Here is a 16,411-nt window from a genome sequence, read left to right as displayed (position 1 = left end):
AGTTAGCATCGGCATCTCACGCATTATGCTCTTTAATGCTCTCAAATTAACTATGTGAATAGCATGAAGGTATTTGGTAGAAAGTTAAACATTTATATGTTAAAATTGTATAGATTAAGCTGAAATTGTTCAATGATGATGAAAAATAGTTCATGTGTTAAAAGCATTTTTAAGATTTTCATCGTATATTAATGAAAGCTTGGATAATTGCCTTAGTGTATTGTTTATGAAAGCATCTATAGATTCTAGTGAGACTCCGTTTTGTCTTGCAAAATCTTTTACTATGTTTTCGACAACCTGATAGTTCTTATAAGACTCATTGAGTTTTTTCCACGGTATCCCAGCTAATGCCTTGGCTATTTTCTCATCATATGGTAGATAACCTTTTAGCATAAGAAAAGCTATTATGGGATAGCCTATATACCCCCTAAATTTTGTACCATTATCATCGCTATAGACAAGCCCCTTCTTTACATCCACATAAATGTGGTATTCCCTACTACCATCAGATGATGATACAACAGCTTTGTTATCGTCAATTTCTCTAATCCTTCTATCTGCTAAACAACCCAAGGCCTCCAAAATCTTTATTCTTGGGGGAAGCTTGAGCTTGCTAGGCATATATCTGGGGTCCCAAACGGAGATTTTGTCTAACAAACTTAAAAGTACGTTAGACTAATCTAATAGTGATGAAGAGTCCCGCGCTCTCGACATAATTGGATGAAGAGAATCGCGGCCGCCACGGATCAGCATACTCTTGGGGTGTTGTTGGACGAAGCTGGGTGTAATATGTAAAAGTCTCGTTGAAGAAGATTACATCTTGTTAGATATTTTTGTTCGCTACATAAAGAAATTTGAGTTTATACCCATGGAATTAATTGTAAACAAGTTCGATAGAAAATTTACACAAAAAGAGATAGTGGCTAGGATCCAGAAACTCAGCAAAATGAAGCTTATCGAGCGTCACCCAACACTTGAAGCCTATAGACTTAGATTCCTAGGCTTGGACTGTCTTGCAATACACAGGCTCGTTCTAAAGAATGTTCTTAGCGCATTTGGCGATAAAATTGGCGAGGGTAAGGAGAGCGAGCTTTACCAAGCAATATCAACCAGCAATTCTCTTGTTGCAGTAAAATTTCATAAAATTGGAAAAGAGTTTAGGAACGTGTCTAAAGTAAGGTCGTATGGCGAAAATTTCGGCGGCTCTACTTGGATGGTGAAAAGCATTGTGTCTGGCCGTAGAGAGGCTGAGGCGTTGGGCATACTAAATAAATTCAATATTCAAGGAATCCCTAAGTTCTATGGCAACGCTCTTCACAGTGTCGTAATAGAGTATATAAATGGTGTAAATCTGTTTGAGGTAAAAGATCTTGAAGATCCTGCTGAGATATTTTATCAAATAGTTGATATAGTAAAAAACGCTTACTGGAAAGCAGGCCTCGTTCACGGTGATTTAAGTGAATATAACGTAATTGTTGATATAGAGAGTGGGAAAAGCTATATAATAGATTGGCCACAGTATGTCGCAACAGTGGATCCCAGATCTCTAGAAGTCTTGAGGAGAGACTTGCAACACATAATATCTTTCTTCAAGAAAAAGTTTAGATTAACCATTGAACTAGATGAAGTACTCAAATATGTTCTAGAGACCTGGTAAGTTCGTGAAAGTGTCAAGAGTTTATTATGTGATTGGGTTTGTCGTGGGTGTTGTTGGGAGATTTCTGTCTCCGGGTTTTTGCAAAAGATTATAAGCTTATCAGTAATAATCTGGTATGGGATGTGGGGAAGCTGATGAGCGATGAGCGGTTGCGAGATAGGGATGAGGCTCTCCGAACCCCTCTGCCTTCGTTGATGGGAGTCTGGCGGAGGGGTGAGGGAGGCTAACTGATGAGACCAGGCTCCCGCAAGCGGGGGTAGAGGAAACCGTGAGGGATGAAGACCCACATAAAGGTCAGACCTCTAGAGAAAGGGTTATAGCCGACAGAGACGCTATTGGGCAATGAACATCTATCTACGTACCCTCAAAGCGCACGCCCCACGTCATGGGTCGTGGGGCACCCACCCAATGATGGATGAAACCAGATCGAAGGGTGGGTTTTCAAAGAATGAGCCGATGACACACCATATAAAAACATATACAAATACATAAAGAGGTGAACCCAGTTTTATCTTGCCTAGTATTATTCAAGTTTTTAAACTCTTAATGAAAATATTGTGTATAGATGGTTAGGATCCTTGTAGCATAGAGAAAAATAATAAGCTAATCGAAGTGTTATTATGAAGGTAATGGGCATAGATATCGTCAAGGGAAGCCCATTATCAAGAACAAATCCACCCATATATGCAGTAGTGGTAATTGATGAAGACAACAATATAGTTTATGAATCTGTTGAAACGCCATTAAAAGGTTTGATTAGAATTGCGTGGGACTATAAAGTAGATAGAATCGGTATTGACAATATTTTTGAAATAGCTCCAATGAGGAAAGAACTAGCTAGAATTCTCGAACTCTTTCCACCAACTACAACAATATATCAGGTTACCTTGGAGGAGAGCAAATTCATTGATTTGTCTAAGCAAGTGCTAAAACTTGGTCTAAATTTATCAACAAAGCCAAAACCTCTTCAAACCGCCTACCTCTGTGCTCTTCTAGCATTAAATGGCATTGGCACGGTAATTAGAGGTGTTGGCACACGAACAAAGATAGTCATTTCGAGAACTAGATCACCTGGATCAGGTGGTAGTAGAGCAAACATTTTTGCACGAGCAGTGAGGACCGCTATTTTCACTGCGATGAAGGAGGTTAGGAAGAAGCTTGACGAAGCTCAGATAGTATATGATATAGTCTTGAGAAGAGGAAAAGGGGGGTTAGACAACGCTATAATTATAGTCTATGCAGATGCTTCAACTGTACGTAGGTTTGTAAAGCCCTTCCATGGAAATGATATAAGGATTGTTATAAAACCTGAGTATACAACAATAGAGTTTGAAAACGAAGGCTATAGCAAAAGGTATGTAATAGTAGGTGTTGACCCTGGGATTGAAACTGGTATAGCTATGATAGACCTGTCGCTTAAAACCTGCTATACCTATTCATCTAGAGAACTTGACAAGGTGGCTGTGGTAAGCAAGGTATACTCAATCGGTACGCCGGTTCTCATAGCAACAGACAAGAATCCGCCTCCAGACACTGTCAAAAAAATTTCTTCGATTCTTGGGCTACCCCTTTACATACCCAATAAATCTCTGAGTGTTGAGGAAAAGGAGTATCTGATTAGCTGGGCTATGAAACGTGGTCTAAATGTAGAGATTAGAACTTCGCATGAGAGGGATGCACTTGCTGCTGCACTGAAGGCGTATAAATCTTTTGAGAAAAAGTTTATAGAGGTTGAGAGAAAGATTATTGAGTTGGGGCTGGATGTAGAAATAGATGACATTAAGCTACAGTTGCTGCGGGGCAAGACAATCAATGAAGCTATTGAGTACGCCATTGAGGAACACCTTAAAAATGCTTACTATGCAACCCTTAACCAGGATGCTGTAATACCATCTCAAAATGCATATAGCAACTGTGTTGATAGGGTTAAGATAGTTGAAGAGAAGTTAAATGAACTTCAAAAGGAGAAAGAGATTCTCAGAAGGCGTGTAATAGAGTTGGAAAATAGATTAAGTGAAATAGAATTTGAGAACAGGTTCAAGACAAGTGAGAAGCTAGAGCCGGAGATTGTAAGGGATAGAATGGTTAATGAGTTCAAAGAGAAACTAAAACAGATGCAAGCATATATAGAGTCTCTTGAAAAAGAGCGTGAGAAGTTAAATGAGTCTAGGAAAGCGTTTGAAGAAATCTTAATGGGTATTGCAAATAATAGGCTTATCATTATTCCCATTGCTAAGAGCTTCAGCGAAGAATATCAGATAACTGTGGACGGGATCTATGTAATGTACATGGATAGAGATATTATAGACTTGTCTAAGCTAAAAAGCATTAAAAGACCAGCGATATTAATAATGAAGACATGTCCACAATCATTTTCAACAGACATTTTGGATCTGGAGCTCGGAATTGTCTGTGAAAATATAGCACCAGTTTTAGCCACAGATAATGTGGTGGTTTTCGACAAAAAGCTTCTGCAGGAAGCTGTAAGAAATGCTTATAACAAGTTGGAAGACTATTTAAATAAAAAACGGGAGAAGGAATATCTAGATCCTAAAAAGCTTGTTGATATCATTAAAGAGTATAGGCTGGGCTTATTAAAGAGTTGATTATCTATTCAAAATAGACCAATCTTATTCTCTATTATATAATTCGATATCTTCTCAATGTTTTCAAGAACCTCATTAACAATGCCCTTTACCTCACTGGTCATATTCACCGTTAGTTTATCTTCTGGAAAGATCTTTATATCAACTATTAATGGATCGTTTATTGGTCTTCCAATCTGGCTTAACATACTGACATAAACTTCTCTAACACCCTTTACTTCTTCATAAATTTTATTTGCTATGATTGTCGATGCAACATTATAGATCTTGCCAACATGGCTAATAGGATTCTTGCCAGCAGTTGCCTCTAGGCTCATAGGTCTCATTGGAGTTATTAATCCATTTACTCTGTTGCCTCTTCCGGTTGCACCATCATCACCGTGTTCAGCAGACGTTCCTGTAACTGTCAAATAAAGTATTCCTTCCTCCGGTTTGTCAGCTGCATTTATGAATACCTCAATATCGTAACCATGCACCTTCTTTGCTAGATAGTCAAGTACTTTCTCTTTTATCTCCTCTTTTAATGCTAAGTACTCTTCCTTATCTCTTACAAACCTGGAGATCATGGCGACAGCTATTGTTAGCGTTATCTTTTTATTTATTCTGAGCCCCATTACCTTAACATCTTCACCTACAACTGGCAATACATTTTTGAGGTTCTGTGAATTCAAGAACCTCTCAACATCATATACAATCCTTTCAAGTGTTGATAATGGTGCATATCCCACACCGAAGCTCGTGTCATTAGCTAGGGGGACCTTCTTCAGCCCATATTCAAAAAGTCCTACTAGATCAGCACTTCCCTGACCAATTTTATAATCTACAATAACATGGTCTTCTGGATCCAGAAATCTGAAGTTTTCTTTAATCCAATTTCTGGCAGCTCTCATTACGATTGTTCCAACTGGTATAAATTCTAATCCATCCTTTGTTTTCACATATGTTGTTGCTCTTCCCGACACAATTATATATATTGGTTGTAAGACTTCACCTCCCCCAAAAACAGGATGCGCTTGACCTCCTACCACAAGAACTTTATCTACATTATGGTGCAAAACCAGGCCAAACCTTTTTAAATAGTATTTGCTAAGCTCTCTACTTACAGCTTCTCCTACACTATCTGCTACATAGTCTGGGTGACCTACACCCTTTCTCTCCACAATTTCAACATTTAGATTCTCTATACCTATCCATCTATGTTCTGATACCTCTACATTTATCATTGCCCTTCCCACAGCTTTTAAATATCCTGAACCTTATATCTTTTATGTATCTTATGTATTATCTAAACTTTTATTCGATGCTGTCTACCTAATGGTCTTGCTAAGTTTTTCAGCCTTAGTGAATACCTTGAGGCATTGGTCAAAATATCTGCATAGCTTACAATCAATGTTGTCCAATGAAAATTCAAAGTTTATTGGACATGAATTAGGTAGCTTCACATTTTTTCCTGTTTTTCTATAGCTTTTCATGGTATTCTCACGATGATATTGCTTGCCTAAGCTTTGCTTCGGTATAGTCAACGCATATGTATAGGATTTGGCTTCCCCTAATCAATATTCTACCATATTTTGCTATAACCTCTTCTCCCCCATCTCTATACTCTGTTGCATCCTCTAATACAACATTCATTGTCGGATCTGTCATAACAAGCTTTCCAACAAACTCCGTATTTTCCTTAACTTTCACAAGCACTGTTTTGTTCATAGATCCTCTTAGTAGCTTCATAGGAGTTATCGAAGGTTTTTGCTGTGCTGTTGCCATTCAGATTCATCCCGCTCTAACTCTATTTCGCTTTAATCACAATTTAAAAATTTTTGTTTTAAGCTTTATAAGAATGTTGGTATGTGGGCAATGCAGATTGTGATAGAGCATCTCGAACCCTGTATAAGTAAATGGCTTTTTAAGGAATACGAATTTGTGTCAAATCTCTTTGGAGGTAGAGTTATTTTCACAAACATAAAAAATGATAAAGATGCGCAATTACTAAAACCACTTGGAAAAGTATATAGAGAATCAGCAACGACGCTATTTAGCAATAATACAAATGTTATTGTTCTAGATCCTGTTGCAAAAGAAGCTCTTACAACTAATGATTTACGAGACAGCAAATACGTTATTATAGGAGGTATAATGGGGTCTCACCCACCATCTGGAAGAACAAGAAAGCTAATTACATCGAAACTTCCGCTAGCCAAGGTTAGAAACATCGGAAAACATCAATATACTATTGGTGGGGCAGCTTATATTGTTAAGCTTATAGAGAATGGGAAAAAGCTTGAGGAGATAAAATATGTGTTTGGCTTGAAAATAAACAAGAAACTTGGGCATGACATAGAGCTAGAGATAGAGTTGCCTTATGCTTTTCCTATTGACGATGTTGGTAATATAGTCTTGCCACAAGACTACATAGCTATTGTAGCAGAGTTTTCCCCTGTATACGAAGCCAGGATTTTAGCTGGCGATGACAATATTTGTAAGTATGAAGATGACAAAGTATATTGAAAAACCCCTTAAATAGAGTTCAAATCTTTTGTTTACTCCAAGCCCTTTAATTATGGCTATGGTTGGTAGGTATAGGAGTATTACTAAGGTCCATGTAAAATATGGAGCAATGGAACCTAATAAACCTGTTAAGGCAATCTCATAATATATATGTAATGAGAATATAGTTACAATAGTGGATGCTATCAAGCCATAAAGACCCCTAATAAGCAATATCTTCAGGTGGAGTGGCAATGCCTCAACAGGATGCTGCATCAATACAAAAACACCAGAAAAATTCTATGAGCTGGCTAGATATAAGTGTATGGATTAATGAGCAGAAAAGCCGTATTGAAAATGCTTATATCGATAACATATACATATATTCAAAGAATCTAGCCATTTTAAAGCTTAGAAGAGGAGGAGAAATAAAGCCATGGTATCTCATTATTGAACCTGGCAAGAGGATATCTTTATCTGATTCAAAGGTAGATGTAGACCATTCAAAGAATTTGACTAGCGTGTGGAGAACACATATAAGAGACTGTAAAATTATTTCAGTGGATCAGCATGATAGAGAAAGAATAATTGTTATGAAAATTGCCTGTGGGGAGGAAGAGAGAAGACTTATTATAGAACTACTACCGCGAGGCACAGTTGTTCTTACAGATTCTGATTATAGTGTGGTTATAGCGTTGGAATATAAGAGAATGAAGGACAGAATCATAGTGCCAAAATCAAAATACGTATTTCCACCCAAACAATGGCAAGACAACATAGAAATTACAAAAATTCTGGAGGGATTAAGAGAATCTGATGAGAAAAAACGAAACGTAATTTCCTATATTGTAAAAACATTTGGATTTCCTCCAGAAGTCGTTGAGGCAGGTGCATTTTTATGTGAAAAAAGTGTGGATAATAAAGATGAATCCATTGAAGGTATTATAAAATGCATTATCGATAACACAAAAAGTATTATCGATCAAGCTATAAAAAAACCAACCCCTTGTATAGTATATGTAAATAATATTCCATTAGGGTTCTACCCCTTCGTTCCACCCCAGTTTACCACCAGCAATATCTATAAGGTTGAGGTGAGTCAAAGTTTTAATGATACAATAAATAGATTCTTCATATATAATATTGAAAATCTTATTAAAGATACTAAAATAAAGCCGATCATGGATAGAATTGAAAAGTTAAGACATACATTACAAGAGATGAATTCGATATTGAAGACATACGAAGATAAAAAAGACTTTATTAGCAAGATTGTGTCTATTATTGAGGAGAATTATCCAGAAATAGAGAGTTTGCATCAATGTGTTCAGACAGTCGTCAAACAATATGGCTGGAAGCAAATAAGTAAGTGTAGTAATAGAATTGTTGGATATGATCAGAGCAAGGGGCTATACTATATAGATATTGGCGGAATTCGCATTGAGTTGAATGTGAGAAAACCATTGGTGTCGTTATACAATGAGTATAGAAAGGCTCTAAGTGACGTGTCTGAAAGCATAGAAAGGACGATCACAGAAATGCAGAGAATAGAAGGAGAAATCAAGAGGCTGAGTGAAGAAACCGTTGCTGAAGAGAAGAGCATAAAGTTTTCGATTTCTAGAAAGATGGAATGGTTTGAAAAATTCCATTGGACTATAACACCATCCGGTTTTTTAATTCTGGGTGGAAGAGATGCAAGTCAGAATATATATCTCATTAAAAAGCTTCTGAAGGATAGTGACATTGTAATGCATGCGGATATACACGGGGGTAGCGCAGTAATAATTAAAACTGATAATAGGCAAGTCGATGAGGAGACGCTAAGAGAAGCTGCTGTTTTGGCAGCATCCTATAGTAAAGCATGGAAGCTAGGCCTTCATACAATTAATGTTTTTTGGGTTCTAGGTTCTCAAGTGTCTTTATCACCACCATCTGGTGAATATCTTCCACGTGGAGGATTCATGGTGTATGGCAAAAAGAATTTTATAGATAATGTGGAGCTTAGAATAGCCATTGGAATAGAAATCTTAGAAACTGATGAAGGTCGATGTATAGCTAGGATAATTGTTGGCTCAGAGGCTACAGTTTCAAAGAAAGGTATTTGGTACATGGTTTTACAACCAGGCGATCTAAGAATCGAGGAGGTTGTTGAGAAGTTTAGATCTGAATTGAAAAGGAGTGGTTTAGATGTGGTCGCAAAAGCTATTGATCTAAATGAGCTGAGATCAAAAATACCTGGTAGGAGCAAAATAGTTAAAATGGCTATAAATGAAAATGCTAGAGAGGTGCTGAAAAAATGCTTAGAGCATCTGACATAATGGTACCTAACCCAATTTGTGTGAAGGTAGATGCAACAGTACATGATGCGATAAAGATGATGGAAAGATATAACATTGCTTCGCTAATAGTTGTTGACGAGAATGACGTTGTTTTTGGTGTTGTAACAGCAAAGGATATTGTAATAAAGGTTTTTGCCAAGGGATTAGACCCTAAATCAACTAAAATTACTCAAATACTTTCCCGGCCAGTCACAATTGTAGAACCTAATACACCTCTTAAAGATGTCATAAATCTCATGATTGGCACGGGACACGGTCATATACCAGTTGTCAACAATGCCGGAAAGGTCATGGGAATAGTCACGATCGATGATGTACTTAAATATGTTCCAGAGTTGCTTGAGTACATAGAGATAAAGGGTTAGTTGGTATGCTCAATATAAGAATTTCTGACATGCTATTATTTATTGATGGTAAACAGTTTTGCATCTAGGCTACAGCGCCGAAATTCTTGCCCCATTCTTCATAAAGCTTTAGTAACTCTGGAGAGATGCTGGGTTTTCTGCGTTGAAGAACCTCTACAAAATCTTGCATGGTTATCGGCCTTGGATTGTCGTTCATGTTATTGGATCTAAACAACTCTCTTACAGTCCTGAGATAAGCTTCTAAAACAATGTCTCTTATATCGCTGGCCGAGTATCCCTCTGTTTTTTCTGCTAACTGGTCGAGGTTTACATCTGGGGCAAGCTTAAAGAATTTGGTGTAATACTCGAACAAGCTTTTTCTAGCCTCTTTATTTGGTGGTGGTATATATATCCTCTTCTGGAATCTTCTTAAAAAACCTATGTCAAGCTTCCATGGTTTGTTGGATGCTGCAATCACGTATATGAAGTACTTCTTACCCTTATCTCCTAGTCCATCCAATTCCTTTAGAAACTGATTCCTAACCCTAGCCTCACCACCAATTTCATTTTCATAGACTCCAAGAAGGCTATCAGCCTCATCTATGAATATTATAACAGGCTTTGATGTTCCAACCTTTCTAGCGTATTTGAATATTGCAGCAACCCTTTTCTCAGCCTCACCTAACCACTTTGACATTAAGCCAGCTGCATCAATTTGCATAAACACTCCATCTATTTCATTGGCTACAGCAGCAGCCAACAACGTTTTTCCACAGCCTGGTGGCCCATATAAGAGTATGTTTCGAGGCCAGCCAAGAGGGAATAGATCTGGTCTTTTTGATGGATAAACAATAGAATCTATTATAGCTTGCTTAGCCAAGTCTAGCCCTATAACATCCTCGAACTTGACAGAGGGTTTTTCTATCAGCACATAGTCTTTCACAACATCCTCTTCCGACTCCTCTTTATCGCCACCTATAGATACAGAAATCTTAGACTCTTCTTCTAGCTCCTTTGCTTTATTAATATAGCTTTCGGCAAGGCTTTTATATATATGAATCATTGGATCATTTTTATAGTTGTTCACTATCATCATTATTATTTCAGCTGCCTTCTTATAGTTTTTTGAAGCATCTATTCTATTTCCAACTCTCTCATTTAACATAGCTTCATGGACATATTTTCTAGCTAATGCTTCTAAATATTCACGCCCTCCACTCATATTTCATCAGCCTAAATCGATAATGAGGAAAAACTTTGACATTACATAACTATTCTTATTAAACCTTTTTGTTCAAGGCGCTTCAAAATGGCTATAACATCATCTTTTGAAATACCAAAAATGCGTGCGCATTCATCTACTCTTATCATGCCTCTATGAGAAATAATGTAATTGTATATTTGATATTCTATCCCACTATCAATACCATGTGATATCACCTGCTTTTGATAAACAAACGATGTTGGCACTGTTGCAACGGCCATGGATCCTCTCTCTATTAGTTCTGACTGCTTTATGATGTCCTGGTTCGCCATCTGATTAATAACATTCTCTAGCTGTACTGGTATAGGAGCTAGCGTGTTTTTCATTTTCTCTTCAGCTTGTCTCTCTATCTCTTTAAATATCTCCTCAACCTCCTTGGTTTTCGTGACTACACTAACATTAAATTCTGGTGTTTGGGTCTGGGCAACGATGGCATTTACATTGGTCACGATAGTGTCAAGCGTTGAAGCTAGTTCCGGCATTGTATTAGAGAACATAGATTTAAGCTCGTTTAAAACACCTAAAGTTGTCGATAGTACTCTGACATCGTTAACTATGTTCATAGTTTTCATGCGCTCTAATAGTCTCTCTATGGCCAGCAAGGCTATTTGAACAAATTTCATAAGTCTTCTAACTTCAGCTATCTCAGCAGCATATATTGATGCTCTATCTCTGTCATTTATGTTCAATGCTTTGACAGCATTTGTTAGCAGCTCATCATCTCTATCCTTAAGTCTTTTCTTAATCTCTTCTAACTTTATTTTCAAATCATTTAGTGATGAGACTATGTATACCAGAGCCCCTTTTTGGGGGTCGCGTCGCGATGAGATGCTGAGGAGCTTGGTGAAGTGATCTAGTATTCCAGCGGGCATAGCCATGAAAATCACTGACTATAATTAGCTCACAACTTTTACCGCTATTGGGGTTGCAGAGGCTTGTGTTGGAGTACTTTGGGCGGGTGTTACAATTGTTTGTTGTTCTTCGAATCCAGATACAATAGAAGTGAGATCTTGCTCTAACTTCTCAATTAAGCCAATGTGTTTGTCCAAGTCTTTTCTTTCATCTATGGCAGCCTGTCTTGCAAATCTCATGAAATCTGCTGAAACTTTAAAGCCATTTTCAGGTATCTCTCCAGCCGTATAGCTAACCATTAGATGCGTCATAGCCTTTTCTATATGAATCACGAAGTTCTCCAAATCACTTATTCTTTTACGTAGCATCTCCTTAACATTCTTAGCCTCTATCTTGACACGTTCAATCTCTTTAGTGAACTTTTCTCTAAGCTCTTTATAGGCATGTACAGCAATCTGGTTCTTTTTATACAGCTCCTCCATAGCCTTGAATCTCTTCTTAATCACATCAAGTTTTCGTTCAACTTTTTTTGCTTCGATGAGCCACTCTGGAAGCACCTTTAATCCGTCTATTCCATGTTCTAGCCTATCAGCAGGCAAGGTCTCATATATCATGTCATTTGTCATTATCTCAACAGCTGTTACCTTACCATCAAAATCACTGTAAACACTAACCAAAACACCAATTTTTCTTCCATATACATCCGTTATGGTTTGACCAATATTTGAAGCAACATTCTCTATTGTTATACTCATAATTCTAACCTCGGTAATATGACTTAACAAAGTAAATTTATATAAGGTCTCACATACGTAAACACTCAATTATTTCTATAATAGTAACGATTACTGCTAAACGTAGAAAAGTATTAAAATTGTTATTGCAAGCCATGCTGAGTAGAGTACAGGTAGTGATGTTTTTAGATACTTTAGAAGTAATGAGCCAATATCCGTTGCTATGTTTAGCAACTCAAAAATTTTATTGCCAGCAACCTTAACTCTAAATACATACCTTGTGTATTTGCATGAAGCAGGCTTTAAATCGTGTAGAGAAGACTCTAAAGCTCTTTTTATAGACTCTATGAGAGAATTGTTAACATCAATGCTATGGTAAGGTGCATCAAATGTGATACCAGCACAACTATGATCGTCAAGAGTCACGATCTCAGCATCTTTATACCCATTTTCCAAGGCCACTTTTCTTAGGTTCTCTCTAACACCTATTTTGGCGTTGTTTCCGTATAGATATATAATAGAGTATAAATTTTCATTGCATTTAATTGTCAGCACCTTTACCTTGTTTCTACACACACCCTTAACATAATCCCTTATACGTGACTCTCCATAGCCGACTAAAAGTTCTTCGCAAACTCTGCTTCTCCTAGAGATGCCGGCTTTGATCAAGGAATCAAAGGATGAAACATTGGTATCTCTCTTACCCTCCACATTATGGGCGTCAACAACAATGGCATCTCTAAAACCATATAATTTAGCTATGTCTTCAGCAATTGGCTGAAGCTCGTAAGGCATGTCATCACCTCCTATCGCAACAGGTGTTATTATCAACATTGATGTTGTGTCGGTTTGCAAAACCATTGCCTCGCGAAAACCGTTGAAAACGCGAAACGGCTCATATACGAGCTCTGTTGGCATATCCCTTCTCTCCTTTGATAACCTTAGAGAAAGCTCGGAAGCTAGCAATGTTCCATAAGATCTCTTAGTTAAGTCGAGCTCATGGGAGCCCGCACCATGGAATACAAAAACCTTGAATCCCTTACTCTCTAGCGAGGATTCTATATCATAGGGTAAAAGAGTACTTCCAATAGTTCTATAGGGACCAAAATGAATTGTTGGCGTAATTAGAGCTATAGCATCAGATCCTCTGTCGAACAATAGCACCTTTGTTTGTGCATCGAATTCCACACCAATGTTGTCAAGAGCCTCTTCCAAGTCACCTCCATCTCCAGAAAGCATAAATTTTAACCATGCATTCGCTATTCTAAGCACGTTATAGCCTTTATGCCTTTTCAACGATCTTATAATTGTGAGTGAAGCAAGTTGTAGCAAAACAACTAAGGAATACCTCACCGACAAGAATTTTAGACCCTCATTATTTACATAAGAAAACATGGTCTCTATAGCTAGAGGCATAGCTGTTGTATATGCTATGCCGTTAAACAATCCAGCTAAGTGTACAAAAACAATTGAGCCAATTAATGGTATAACAGCATATGATATTCCATAGAGTCTGATGTATGAAGAGGCGAATTCGAGGGGTATACCAAGACTAGTTGTTATAACCATAGCATTTATTATTTGCCTCATCTTCATGTATCTAACTATAACCTTCATTGAGATAGATAATAGAACCGTTGAGATAATGTGAAGAAGCATTATCATAGAGATAAATATCAAATTAATTGAGCGGTTAATTATGGAGGGATATACATCAGCTATTACAAGTAATGCAAAGAAGATTATGTAAGCTATATAATATTTTCTTGCAATAGACGTTGGGACTCTTAAAAACCTATAATACTTTAACGTCAACCCATCAAACATCAATGTTTCACATCTTGACAAAAATAAAGATAAGGATATAAAAAGCTACCCACCAACTCAATAATGTGAAGAGTGATGCAATTGCTGGATATAAATCATGTGAGAAATCTACTTGTGCAAAAAGGGTTTGAGAAAGTTTATTTAATTGAAAAAGAGCATAACTGTCTTCTCTTTCTCGGAGAAATCAAGGGATCACATGTAATAATTGGAATATATCGAGGATCTAAAACAATATATGCAAAAATTGTGAATATACAGCACGTTTTAGAGCCGTATTGGAAATGCGATTACTTAGATTACATACCCTATGGACTATACGCATTTTCAAATGGTATTGAAGAACTTGTGGACAAGATACTTATGAAGATAAATAGGGTTTTGAAGCTGTGAAATCGCCAGCTAATAACTAAATATATTTTGTATTTTATTTAGTGAAAGGCGTTATCGAGAACCCCTTCCCCGGTACTATATCTACTTTGAATGCATTTTTTGCATGGTTTGTCATTCTCATTTTCTTTATTATCATATATCTTCTAACCTCTTTTGAGCTTTCCACATCATCCATCCATAGATGGAAAACTCCGTCTGCTATGTGTTCTAAGCCAAAACCAAATGTAGACTTTGTTGTCATTGCATATTGGCTTACTAGATAAGCTGTTACATTCTCTCTGTGAGTAGATATCTTAAGGTCGTAACTATATCTCCTAGCCATAGCTGGTTTGTCTGCCCAGAAGGCACTCATAGAGTCTATAACTAGTCTAACATGTCTAGCAGGTGTTTTTCCACCACCCTCTTTCAAAACACCAAGTATTTTGTAGGCCTCTTGAATAGCCGCTACAAGTGTCTGTATGTCTAGGGCAGCAAACCTCCTCTTTCTAGCACTTTCAGCATCTGTTGGAATGGTCTCGCTCATCTGCCTAGCTATTTTGAGCAAGCCAAATATGTCAACAACAACTATATTTGGTGTTTCGGAGGGTTCTCTAGGGCTGGAGATATCGTATATTCTATAGCTCTCAAAGTCCATGCCAAACATCTTAGCCTGTCTAATAACATCCCTGAATTCAGCCTCTGTAGTCACATAGACAACTGGGTCGCCAGCCAATATACCCGCCCAAGCAAAATGCATACAGAGAATAGATTTTCCAGTTCCAGGCTCACCAGTTATAGCAACCCAAGATCCTTTCGGAATGCCGCCTTCTAAAGCCCTGTCAAGCTCGGAAATACCTGTTGAAATCCTTGTCACGCCCGCAATCCTGGTCTCTCTTCTTGCTTCTGCCCCAACCTCTTTTCTACTGATTTTACCTTTTTCTAACTCCTCTAACTCTTTCTCTATTTCTAGGAGTTCATCTTCGCTTATACTTACATCACTTTCCTTTTCATGTGGCATAACATAAGCACAAAAGTATTTGTAGTTTATTGAAATTATTAAGGTTGCGCATCATTAGAAATCATACTATATTTTTATCGAGGAAACGCAACATGGTTGTAGATAATAGTGGAATTGAAGGTAATAGAAAAAGGGTAAGACTAAGTATAATTTTCGATGCGGCCCATGATTATAGATTCCTGCTTTCTAGAGGATACTCCCTATCGCAGGCTTTGAATATTGTTTCTCAACACTATCTGCTAAATGAGTATGAGAAGTTATTGCTCTTCAGATGTGTTCATAGCTTTAAATATATTCATGAAACTACTAGAAAGCTTGTCTGCTCAGTTAAAGAGAATTTAGGCAATAGCACCCTCGTGATCGACTTCTACAATATAATACTAACCATTTTAACAATGATTAAATCAGAGGATATATACCTATGTGACGACTGTCTTGTTAGAGACTTGAGAGGATCCAAAATAAGGGATAGCGAAAGAGTATTATTGAATAGGGTATTCAATATAATTGCTGATATACTGACAAATTACAGGGGTGTTTTTGCAGAAATAGTTATCGTTGCAGATAAAAATGTTAGTCACAGCCTAGATGATGTAAGAGAATTTTCAAATACTTTACACAATACCTTTAAAGAGGCTAGGGTAACCTTTATTTTATCTCCTACACCTGACTCAAAAACAGTATCAATGGCTACAAGCAGTGTTATCGCATCGACGGATTCAGTAATAATAGAGAATTCATGTAGAATACTCCCATTAACCACTTTAGCGCTTCAGAATATAGGGCTAAAACCAGCAATAGACTTTCCAAACATATTTGGCTATACATGCCATTATTGTAATAGCGCATTATAAGCAATACCGATTTCTAATATCATTTCTCATTAAAGAACGAAGGTTGCAAGCTCAAGTATTAAA

15 protein-coding genes are annotated in these 16,411 nt (G+C 37.3%); 7 read left to right on the top strand and 8 right to left on the bottom strand.

The annotated features are described in order from the left end of the window. Window positions 1-150 precede the first annotated feature (150 nt). Window positions 151-621 carry a hypothetical protein gene (locus tag QW284_00725; protein ID MEM0338201.1) on the bottom strand — a complete coding sequence of 157 codons (471 nt, stop codon included), beginning with the start codon at window positions 619-621 and terminating at the stop codon, window positions 151-153. Window positions 622-757: 136 nt separating this feature from the next. Here QW284_00725 and QW284_00720 point away from each other — a divergent pair, with 136 nt between their 5' ends. Both QW284_00720 and QW284_00715 read left to right on the top strand, forming a co-directional pair. Beyond that, complete coding sequence (locus QW284_00720; protein ID MEM0338200.1) at window positions 758-1,657, top strand: RIO1 family regulatory kinase/ATPase; 900 nt, start codon at window positions 758-760, stop codon at window positions 1,655-1,657. A 620-nt stretch (window positions 1,658-2,277) separates the two neighbouring features. Next, window positions 2,278-4,263: a DUF460 domain-containing protein gene (locus QW284_00715; GenBank protein MEM0338199.1), complete on the top strand. Its 1,986-nt coding sequence runs from the start codon at window positions 2,278-2,280 to the stop codon at window positions 4,261-4,263. An 8-nt stretch (window positions 4,264-4,271) separates the two neighbouring features. Here QW284_00715 and QW284_00710 read toward each other — a convergent pair whose 3' ends face one another. Continuing rightward, window positions 4,272-5,486 carry a methionine adenosyltransferase gene (locus QW284_00710; GenBank protein MEM0338198.1) on the bottom strand — a complete coding sequence of 405 codons (1,215 nt, stop codon included), beginning with the start codon at window positions 5,484-5,486 and terminating at the stop codon, window positions 4,272-4,274. A gap of 256 nt (window positions 5,487-5,742) precedes the next feature. Then, on the bottom strand, window positions 5,743-6,027 hold the full coding sequence (locus tag QW284_00705; protein MEM0338197.1) for a U6 snRNA-associated Sm-like protein LSm6: 285 nt from the start codon (window positions 6,025-6,027) through the stop codon (window positions 5,743-5,745). 90 nt (window positions 6,028-6,117) lie between these two features. On the opposite strand from QW284_00705, the gene QW284_00700 reads away from it, so the two are divergent. The 3 genes from QW284_00700 to QW284_00690 all read left to right on the top strand — a co-directional run bounded on the left by QW284_00700 (window position 6,118) and on the right by QW284_00690 (window position 9,451). Beyond that, entirely contained in the window at window positions 6,118-6,768 is a 651-nt protein-coding gene (locus QW284_00700) for an SAM-dependent methyltransferase (GenBank protein ID MEM0338196.1), read from the top strand. 233 nt (window positions 6,769-7,001) lie between these two features. Continuing rightward, complete coding sequence (rqcH, locus tag QW284_00695) at window positions 7,002-9,065, top strand: ribosome rescue protein RqcH (GenBank protein MEM0338195.1); 2,064 nt, start codon at window positions 7,002-7,004, stop codon at window positions 9,063-9,065. Next, on the top strand, window positions 9,044-9,451 hold the full coding sequence (locus QW284_00690; GenBank protein MEM0338194.1) for a CBS domain-containing protein: 408 nt from the start codon (window positions 9,044-9,046) through the stop codon (window positions 9,449-9,451). The genes rqcH and QW284_00690 overlap by 22 nt, the downstream gene beginning before the upstream one ends. A gap of 64 nt (window positions 9,452-9,515) precedes the next feature. On the opposite strand, the gene QW284_00685 is transcribed toward QW284_00690, so the two are convergent. The 4 genes from QW284_00685 to QW284_00670 all read right to left on the bottom strand — a co-directional run bounded on the left by QW284_00685 (window position 9,516) and on the right by QW284_00670 (window position 14,107). Then, window positions 9,516-10,652, bottom strand: a complete 1,137-nt coding sequence (locus tag QW284_00685) for an ATP-binding protein (GenBank protein ID MEM0338193.1) — start codon at window positions 10,650-10,652, stop codon at window positions 9,516-9,518. A 41-nt stretch (window positions 10,653-10,693) separates the two neighbouring features. Then, window positions 10,694-11,572 (bottom strand): hypothetical protein, encoded by an 879-nt coding sequence (locus tag QW284_00680; protein ID MEM0338192.1) that lies wholly within the window; start codon window positions 11,570-11,572, stop codon window positions 10,694-10,696. Window positions 11,573-11,590: 18 nt separating this feature from the next. After that, window positions 11,591-12,301, bottom strand: a complete 711-nt coding sequence (locus QW284_00675; protein MEM0338191.1) for a CdvA-like protein — start codon at window positions 12,299-12,301, stop codon at window positions 11,591-11,593. A gap of 96 nt (window positions 12,302-12,397) precedes the next feature. Next, a complete protein-coding gene (locus QW284_00670) occupies window positions 12,398-14,107 on the bottom strand; it encodes a DUF2070 family protein (protein ID MEM0338190.1) in 1,710 nt (569 codons plus the stop codon). 75 nt (window positions 14,108-14,182) lie between these two features. Here QW284_00670 and QW284_00665 point away from each other — a divergent pair, with 75 nt between their 5' ends. Further along, window positions 14,183-14,497, top strand: coding sequence for a hypothetical protein (locus tag QW284_00665; protein ID MEM0338189.1), 315 nt, complete (start codon window positions 14,183-14,185; stop codon window positions 14,495-14,497). Window positions 14,498-14,531: 34 nt separating this feature from the next. Here the strand turns inward: QW284_00665 and QW284_00660 are convergent, their stop codons facing one another. Beyond that, a complete protein-coding gene (locus tag QW284_00660; GenBank protein MEM0338188.1) occupies window positions 14,532-15,494 on the bottom strand; it encodes a KaiC domain-containing protein in 963 nt (320 codons plus the stop codon). Between the two features lie 92 nt (window positions 15,495-15,586). On the opposite strand from QW284_00660, the gene QW284_00655 reads away from it, so the two are divergent. Beyond that, window positions 15,587-16,348: a DUF434 domain-containing protein gene (locus QW284_00655; GenBank protein ID MEM0338187.1), complete on the top strand. Its 762-nt coding sequence runs from the start codon at window positions 15,587-15,589 to the stop codon at window positions 16,346-16,348. Window positions 16,349-16,411 lie beyond the last annotated feature (63 nt).

Source organism: Ignisphaera sp., assembly GCA_038735125.1.
Classification (GTDB): Archaea; Thermoproteota; Thermoprotei_A; order Sulfolobales; family Ignisphaeraceae; genus Ignisphaera.
The sequence above is the reverse complement of the archived record's forward strand: the minus strand, read 5'-3'. Positions and strand labels throughout refer to the sequence as shown.